General features: G+C 73.2%; 10 protein-coding genes. 3 read left to right on the top strand and 7 right to left on the bottom strand.

The features are described 5' to 3' along the window. Positions 1–45: 45 nt before the first annotated feature. The gene (locus tag ACFQ8C_RS31985; protein WP_383464420.1) at positions 46–795 is read right to left on the bottom strand and encodes a class I SAM-dependent methyltransferase; all 750 of its coding nucleotides are present in this window, start codon (positions 793–795) and stop codon (positions 46–48) included. Positions 796–910: 115 nt separating this feature from the next. Here ACFQ8C_RS31985 and ACFQ8C_RS31980 point away from each other — a divergent pair, with 115 nt between their 5' ends. Next, complete coding sequence (locus ACFQ8C_RS31980) at positions 911–1,540, top strand: CGNR zinc finger domain-containing protein (RefSeq protein WP_383464417.1); 630 nt, start codon at positions 911–913, stop codon at positions 1,538–1,540. Here ACFQ8C_RS31980 and sodX read toward each other — a convergent pair. Next, a complete protein-coding gene (gene sodX / locus ACFQ8C_RS31975; RefSeq protein WP_383464414.1) occupies positions 1,444–1,869 on the bottom strand; it encodes a nickel-type superoxide dismutase maturation protease in 426 nt (141 codons plus the stop codon). The two genes, ACFQ8C_RS31980 and sodX, sit on opposite strands and share 97 nt — an antisense overlap. A gap of 142 nt (positions 1,870–2,011) precedes the next feature. Between sodX and sodN the strand changes: the two genes are divergently transcribed. Further along, positions 2,012–2,407, top strand: coding sequence for a superoxide dismutase, Ni (sodN, locus tag ACFQ8C_RS31970; RefSeq protein ID WP_030207400.1), 396 nt, complete (start codon positions 2,012–2,014; stop codon positions 2,405–2,407). A 53-nt stretch (positions 2,408–2,460) separates the two neighbouring features. Here sodN and ACFQ8C_RS31965 read toward each other — a convergent pair whose 3' ends face one another. Continuing rightward, positions 2,461–3,420, bottom strand: coding sequence for a LysR family transcriptional regulator (locus tag ACFQ8C_RS31965; RefSeq protein WP_383464411.1), 960 nt, complete (start codon positions 3,418–3,420; stop codon positions 2,461–2,463). Positions 3,421–3,608: 188 nt separating this feature from the next. Between ACFQ8C_RS31965 and snpA the strand changes: the two genes are divergently transcribed. Beyond that, positions 3,609–4,256 carry a snapalysin gene (gene snpA, locus ACFQ8C_RS31960; RefSeq protein WP_383464408.1) on the top strand — a complete coding sequence of 216 codons (648 nt, stop codon included), beginning with the start codon at positions 3,609–3,611 and terminating at the stop codon, positions 4,254–4,256. A gap of 60 nt (positions 4,257–4,316) precedes the next feature. Here snpA and ACFQ8C_RS31955 read toward each other — a convergent pair whose 3' ends face one another. From ACFQ8C_RS31955 to ACFQ8C_RS31940, 4 genes are all read right to left on the bottom strand, one after another. Continuing rightward, positions 4,317–4,736, bottom strand: coding sequence for a DUF6304 family protein (locus ACFQ8C_RS31955; protein WP_383464405.1), 420 nt, complete (start codon positions 4,734–4,736; stop codon positions 4,317–4,319). 42 nt (positions 4,737–4,778) lie between these two features. Next, complete coding sequence (locus ACFQ8C_RS31950) at positions 4,779–5,033, bottom strand: hypothetical protein (RefSeq protein ID WP_383464402.1); 255 nt, start codon at positions 5,031–5,033, stop codon at positions 4,779–4,781. Positions 5,034–5,069: 36 nt separating this feature from the next. Beyond that, positions 5,070–5,651 carry a dihydrofolate reductase family protein gene (locus tag ACFQ8C_RS31945; protein ID WP_383464399.1) on the bottom strand — a complete coding sequence of 194 codons (582 nt, stop codon included), beginning with the start codon at positions 5,649–5,651 and terminating at the stop codon, positions 5,070–5,072. 102 nt (positions 5,652–5,753) lie between these two features. Continuing rightward, positions 5,754–6,803 carry a family 2 encapsulin nanocompartment cargo protein polyprenyl transferase gene (locus ACFQ8C_RS31940; RefSeq protein ID WP_383464396.1) on the bottom strand — a complete coding sequence of 350 codons (1,050 nt, stop codon included), beginning with the start codon at positions 6,801–6,803 and terminating at the stop codon, positions 5,754–5,756. Positions 6,804–6,964 lie beyond the last annotated feature (161 nt).

Here is a 6,964-nt window from a genome sequence, read left to right as displayed (position 1 = left end):
GCGGTACGGGCGCGAGCCCGTACCGCCCCTCTCCGCTTCCCGCGGCTACTTCACGGCGAGGAGCAGGGTGTCGGAGGGCGAGCACCACACCGGCCGGGCCTCGCCGAAGCCGGCCGCCCGCAGGGTGTCGGCGTGCCAGCCCACCGGGGGCATGTCGCCGTCGGCGTGCTCGCCGTAGATCTCGAAGCGGCGGGCGGTGGGCTCGGCGAGGACCGGGTCCTTCGCGGCGAGCGCCCACCATTCGGCCCAGTCGAGGACGCCGGCGGCCTTCTCCTCGTCCATCCGGGCGTGCCGCCGGGCGCGCTCGGCGGCGTTGATCCGCGGGGTGGCCGGGTCGATCATGTGGTCCGCGTTCATGAAGACCCCGCCCTCCCGCACGAGCCCGGCGACCTGCCCGTACAGGGCGGCCAGGGGCTCGCTGTGGAGCCAGTGGAGGGCCGTGGCGGTCAGGACGGCGTCGTACGCGTCGTACGGCAGCGCCTTCGTCCACTCCGGGTCCTTGAGGTCCGCCGTCACGAAGGTGACGCGGTCGTCGCCCTCGAAGGTGCCGCGGGCGATGGCGAGCAGGGCGGGGTCGAGGTCGACGCCGGTGGAGACCGCGCCCGGGAACCTGTCGAGGAGCCTGTCCGTGATACTTCCCGTACCGCAGGCGAGGTCGAGGACGCGGGGCTCCGGCCCCACCAGTGCCTCGACCATGTCGAGCATGACGCGGAACCGCTCCTCGCGGTCCGGCATGTACCACTCCTGCTGACGGTCCCAGCTCCGCTGCCAGCCCGCCCAGTCGGTGTCGCCCATGCCCGTACCCTCCGTCGTCGACGCCACAGAAAACCCGAGAACGTAATACCCTCAGAGGGGAAACACCGGTTACCCCCTCGACGCCGACCCTAGCCCGCCACCGTAAGGACTACAAGTGGAACTGGCCTATTACTCGGATTACGCCGTGCGCCTCGTCAACACCGAGGAGCCGGCCCGCGGCAGGGACAGCCTCACCACCGTCGAAGCGGTCAAGGAACTCTTCGGACCCGCCGGGCAGATGGCCCGCCGGGTCACCGAGGCCGACCTGCCCCGCTTCCGCGCGATCAGGGCCCGGCTGCGGGCCGTCTTCACGGCGGCGGACGAGGGCGACCACACCGGCGCGGTCGACCTCCTGAACTCCCTCCTCCTGGAGTTCCCGGTCAGCCCGCAGATCTCCGGGCACGACCACCTCGACGACGAGGGCCGGCCCCGCTGGCACATGCACCTCGCCGACCACTCGTCCAACGCGACCGCCGGATACGCGGCGATCTCCGCGATGGGGCTCGCCTTCCACCTCACCGAGTTCGGCGCCGACCGGCTCGGCCTCTGCCAGGCCCCGCCCTGCCGCAACGCCTACCTCGACACCTCCACCAACCGCTCCCGGCGCTACTGCTCCGACCGCTGCGCCACCCGGGCCAACGTGGCCGCCTACCGGGCCCGCAAGCGCCTGGAGGCCGAACGGGCCGACCTCACCGGCCGCACCGCCGAGAACAGCCAGGAGAGCACCACCCCGGCCGAACGCTGACGCCCCGGCGTCGACGGCCGGTACCGCGCCAGCACCCGCCCGAGCACCAGCTCGGGCGGTACGGCCCCGAAGACCCGGCTGTCCCCCTCGGCTCCCGGATTGTCCCCGAGCACCCACCACCCGGCGTCCCGTCGCTCGACCAGCCGCTTCACCACGAGCAGATCCTGCTGGAGCGGATGGCGCAGCACGACGACGTCGCCGACCCGCACCCACCCGCCGTACCGCACGAGCAGCCGATCGCGGTGCAACAGCGTCGGCACCATCGACACCCCCGTCACCTCGGCGATCCCGAACGGCGCCTCGGCCGCCGCGGTTGCCTCCCGCTCCACTCCTGCTCCCCTCGTCGACTCGTACACGAGTCCCGGTCGAACCCCGGACTTTTGACCTAAGCCCCAGGGGGCGCTCGCGAAAACGCCCTTCTCACCGAGTAATCTCCCACTTGAGAAGACGATCACGAGGAAGGACGGCTCAATGCTCTCCCGCCTGTTTGCCCCCAAGGTCAAGGTCAGCGCCCACTGCGACCTCCCCTGCGGCGTGTACGACCCGGCCCAGGCCCGCATCGAGGCCGAGTCCGTCAAGGCTGTCCAGGAGAAGTACCAGGCGAACGAGGACCCGCACTTCCGGGCCCGCGCCACGGTCATCAAGGAGCAGCGCGCGGAGCTCGCCAAGCACCACGTCTCGGTGCTCTGGAGCGACTACTTCAAGGCCCCGCACTTCGAGAAGTACCCCGAGCTCAACCAGCTGGTCAACGACACCCTGAAGGCCCTCTCGGCCGCCAAGGCGTCCACCGACCCGAAGACCGGTGAGAAGGCCCTCGAGCTCATCGCCGAGATCGACCGGATCTTCTGGGAGACCAAGAAGGCCTGACCTTCGCCCTCCCTCGAAGGGGCCTCGCCGTCACGAGCGGCGGGGCCCCTTCGTCATGCGGGGACGTCGGGGAGGCAGGGGAGCGCCGTGCCGCCGGCGTGGAGCCAGGCCCGGTAGGGGGCGGCCCGGTGGGCCGCTTCGCGGTAGGCGTCGGCGAGGGCGGCGTGGAGGGGGGCCAGGGGGGTGGTGGGGCGGGCGTAGAGGGTGAGGCGGACGGCGAGGGGGTCGCCGCGGAGGGGGCGGACCGCCAGGTCCTCGCGGGGGACCGAGGTCGGCTGACAGGGGGCCACCGCCTCGCCGAGCGCGATGAGGGAGGTGGCGGTGTGGTAGTCGCCGTGGAGGAGCGGCGGGTCGATGCCGGCGGCCGCCAGGACGCGGCGCAGCCCGTCCCATTCGCCGTCCACGGTCGGGTCGACCATCCAGTGGTCGCGGGCGAGGTCCGCGAGGTCCACCACGGGGTGGGCGGCGGCCGGGTGGGCCGGGGACAGGGAGACGAACTGCGGCTCGCGGGCGACGAGGACGCGGTGGACCAGGCCGTCGGGCACGTGGAGGGGGCAGCCCTCCACCTCGTGGACGAAGGCGACGTCCAGCCGGCCGGCCGCCACCTCGCGCAGCAGCGTCTGCGCGGAGACGTCGACGCGCAGGCCGACGTCCGTGCCGGGGAAGCGGGTCCGCAGCCGCCGCAGCCAGCCCGGGAGGGCCCGGCTCGCGGTGGAGCCGACCCGGAGCCGGGGGCCGTCGGCGCGGGCCGCCTCGGCGCGGGTCTCGGTGACGAGGGTGGCCATGTCGGCGACCAGCGGGCGGGCCCGGCTGAGGACGGAACGGCCGAGCGCGGTGGGACGGCAGCCGGTGCGGCCCCGGGAGAAGAGCTCGGCGCCGAGCGCGTTCTCGATGCGGCGCAGCTGGGTGGTCAAGGAGGGCTGGCTCATGCCCAGTTGCCGCGCCGCCTTGTGCAGACTGCCGGTGTCCGCGATGGCGCAGAGCGCGCGCAGGTGTCTCACCTCCAGCTCCATGCCCCGAGCGTAGGGCGGGGTTCCGGTCCCGCACCAGACGTCCGGATCGGCTCAACTGCCATGAAAATGACGCTAATTGGGGACCGCAGAAGGCGGTGATGCGGTCGTGTTATCGGGGAGTGGCATTCTTCCCGGCGGGCTCTCGCGCCCCGAGACTCTCTCCCGACCCCGATCAGGAGGAGCCCCCCATGCGACACCCCAAGGTCCTCACCCGCACCCTGACCGCCGCCCTCGGCCTCGGTCTCGCGGTCTCGCTCGGCGCCGCCGCCCCGGCCGGCGCCGCGCCCGACACGACCGTGAAGGCGTATGCCGGCTACGCCGGTTCCGCCGAGGAGGCCAAGGCCAACCAGGCCTTCTTCGACGCCGTCATGAAGTCGGTGGCCGAGAAGCGGGCCGCCGCCCCGAGCGCCACGGCGGCCGTCACCGTCGTCTACAGCGCCGCCAACGCCCCCACCTTCCGCACCCAGATCGCCCGTTCCACGCAGATATGGAACAGCTCGGTCGTGAACGTGCGGCTCGTCGAGGGCTCCAACCCGGACTTCCGCTACTACGAGGGGAACGACTCCCGGGGCTCGTACGCGAGCACCGACGGGCACGGCGGCGGCTACATCTTCCTCGACTACCGGCAGAACCAGCAGTACAACTCCACCCGCGTGACGGCCCACGAGACCGGGCACGTGCTCGGCCTCCCGGACCACTACAGCGGGCCGTGCAGCGAGCTGATGTCGGGCGGCGGACCCGGCACCTCCTGCCAGAACGCCACCCCGAACAGCCAGGAGCGGGCCCGCGTCGACCAGTTGTGGCGCTACGGGCTCGCTTCCGCCTTCAAGGGCTGACCGGCACCGAGGGCCGGAGGTGGTAACGGCGGCGGCGCCCCCCTCCCGGGGGCGCCGTCGTCACACGGCCGACAGGAGCCGTCGGCCGAAGTCGGCGCCCTCGGGGAGCTGGCCGCGCAGCCGGGCCAGCGCCGCCTCGAAGTCGCCGCCGGCGACGACCGCCTCGAAGGCGGTGCCGCCGTAGTGCAGGGTCAGGCTGAGGTCGGCGCGCTCGCCGAGGGTGAGCAGGCAGCCGAGGGTCGCCTGTTGGGTGGCACCGCCGGTGACGACGGGGAGCGGCAGGTCCCACTCCAGGACGCACCCGGTGAGGACCTCCCCGCCCTCGCCGGCGGCGGTGAGCGCGGCGAAGCTCGCGCCCGTGTACTCGATTCCCCTGACGCGGACGGCGACGTGCCCGCCGTCGGCCGTGATGACGATCGCTTCCGCGCCGTGGCGGTCCCGGTACCAGCCGGTCCAGACTTCTGTCGACTCCGATGACATGCGCGGACTGTAGCGGTATGACCGGCTCCGGCGCGCGGCCGGTCACCCTGTGGCCGGACTTCTCCCGTTCTCGCCGTTCTTGCCGGTGACCTGCGTGGTAGTGGCTTCCGTGCCGTCGGGTTCCACCGCCTCGTAGAGCGGGCAGTCCGGGTTGCGGCAGGGCTGCACCTGCCACTCGGGCACCCAGGCGCCGAGGACCTTGTGCCGGGTGGCGACGGTGGCGCGGGGGTGTCCGCAGCCCGGGCAGGGCGGCGTGGCCAGCGGGTCCCTCAGCGTGCGGGGCGTCTCGTCACCCATGCCTCCAGGGTAGGCCGCCCCGCGGCGGACCGCCCGCTACCGCTTCCTGGTGTACGTGCGGACGAGCACGCCGTTGTCGAAGGCGCGGACGGCGCCGAGCGCGAAGTCGCGGGGCTCGAAGTCGGCGCCGAACATCGGCATGCCGGAGCCGTACACCTGCGGGTAGGTCTTGATGACCAGCTCGTCGATCTCGTCGACGAGGGCGCCGGCGACGGCGGAGCCGCCGCAGAGCCAGATGCCGAGCCCGCCCTCCTCCGCCTTGAGCTCCCGGATCCGGCCGACGAGGTCGTCGGCGATCAGCTCGACGTTCGGGTCGGGCGACTCCGTGAGCGAGCGGGTCGCGACGAGCTCGCGGAGGTGTCCGTACGGGCTGGTGATGCCCACGTCCAGGGCGATCCGGTACGAGGCGAGGCCCTGGACCACGGTGTCGAAGTGCTTGTTGTCGGCGTCGATCCCGATGGCCTCCCGCACGTGGGCGGGGATGGTCTCCGGGTACTCGCCGTTCATCCACGCCTGGTACTCCTCGTTCACGAAGGAGTACATGGAGGTCGCGTCGCCCTGCGGGTCGCCGATGAAACCGTCGATGGAGCAGGCGATGTAGTACGTCAGCTTGCGCAAACCGGGTCCTGGTTCTTTCGGGGGCGTGACCGCGAACGCGACCACGACAGACATAGTGCTTCATCTGTAGTGGTCGCGCAACCCCGAAAGCGGGAGGAGCCGTCAGCGGGTCCTGCGGGTCACGAACTCCGCGAGCGCCAGCAGGTCCCCGGCCGCCGAGAGGTCCGGCACCGCCCGCGCCAGGTGCTCGACGGCGCGCCCCATCCGCTCGGCCGCCTGGGCCTGCGCCCAGTCCCGCCCGCCGGCCCGCTCGACGGCGGCGGCCGCGGCCCGCACGGCCCGCGCGTCCAGGGTCGTACGGGAGTACAGCTCGGCCAGCTCCTCGCCGGCGGCGGTGCCGGAGGCGAGCGCCGCGACGACGGGCAGCGACTTCTTGCGCGCGACGAGGTCCGCGCCGGCCGGCTTGCCGGTCCGCTCGGGGTCGCCCCAGATGCCGATGAGGTCGTCGATCAGCTGGAAGGCGAGCCCGGCCTCACGGCCGAAGGAGTCCAGCGCCGCGACCTCCTCCTCCCCCGCGCCCGCGTAGAGCGCGCCGAGGGCGCAGGAACAGCCCAGCAGGGCGCCGGTCTTGGCGGTGGCCATGGCGAGGCACTCGTCGAGGGTGACCTCGCGGGGGCCCCGGGCCTCGAAGGCGCAGTCGGCCTGCTGGCCGGCGCAGAGCTCGATGACGCAGGCGGCCAGCCGCGCGGTGGCCGCGGCGGAGGCGGGGTGCGGGTCCTCGGCGAGCAGCCGGAGCGCCAGCGCGTTCATCGCGTCGCCGGCCATGAGGGCGTCGGGGATGCCGAAGACGGTCCAGGCGGTGGGCCGGTGACGGCGGGTCGGGTCCTCGTCGACGATGTCGTCGTGGAGCAGGGTGAAGTTGTGGGCCAGCTCGACGGCCGCGGCCGCCTTCACGGCCCTGGCCTCCTCGGCGCCCAGCGCACGGGCGGCGGCGAGGACCAGGGCGGGGCGGATCGCCTTGCCGGCCTGGCCGGCGACGGGGGTGCCGTCGGCGTCCTCCCAGCCGAGGTGGTACATCGCCACACGGCGTATCGAGCCCGGCAGGGTCTCGACGGTGGAGCGGAGCTGGGGGTCGACGGCGGTCCTCGTCCGGTCGAGGAGCGCCACGGCGCCCGGCCCGTCGGTGACGGGGTCCGCGCTCGTCAGGGTCACGTCTTGTCGTCCTTCTTCACGGCTGGCCGCGTTCACGGCAGGTCGGGCTTCACGGCGGGTCGGGCTTCACGACGGGTCGGGCTTCACGGCCATCGGGGCCGGGCGGGGCGGGGGGGGGGGCCCCGGCCGGCCCGGGCTCGGCGGCGCCGGCCGGTGGAGAC

Source organism: Streptomyces sp. NPDC056503, assembly GCF_042794995.1.
GTDB lineage: Bacteria > Actinomycetota > Actinomycetes > Streptomycetales > Streptomycetaceae > Streptomyces.
Note: the sequence above shows the minus strand (reverse complement) of the source record. Positions and strands in the feature narration are given on the sequence as shown.

Excerpts from the sequence above, each read along its gene's own strand:
- snpA (WP_383464408.1), top strand. The coding sequence starts at position 3,609 with ATGCGACACCCCAAGGTCCTCACCCGCACCCTGACCGCCGCCCTCGGC.
- ACFQ8C_RS31965 (WP_383464411.1), bottom strand. The coding sequence starts at position 3,420 with ATGGAGCTGGAGGTGAGACACCTGCGCGCGCTCTGCGCCATCGCGGAC.
- sodN (WP_030207400.1), top strand. The coding sequence starts at position 2,012 with ATGCTCTCCCGCCTGTTTGCCCCCAAGGTCAAGGTCAGCGCCCACTGC.
- ACFQ8C_RS31950 (WP_383464402.1), bottom strand. The coding sequence starts at position 5,033 with ATGGGTGACGAGACGCCCCGCACGCTGAGGGACCCGCTGGCCACGCCG.
- ACFQ8C_RS31985 (WP_383464420.1), bottom strand. The coding sequence starts at position 795 with ATGGGCGACACCGACTGGGCGGGCTGGCAGCGGAGCTGGGACCGTCAG.
- ACFQ8C_RS31955 (WP_383464405.1), bottom strand. The coding sequence starts at position 4,736 with ATGTCATCGGAGTCGACAGAAGTCTGGACCGGCTGGTACCGGGACCGC.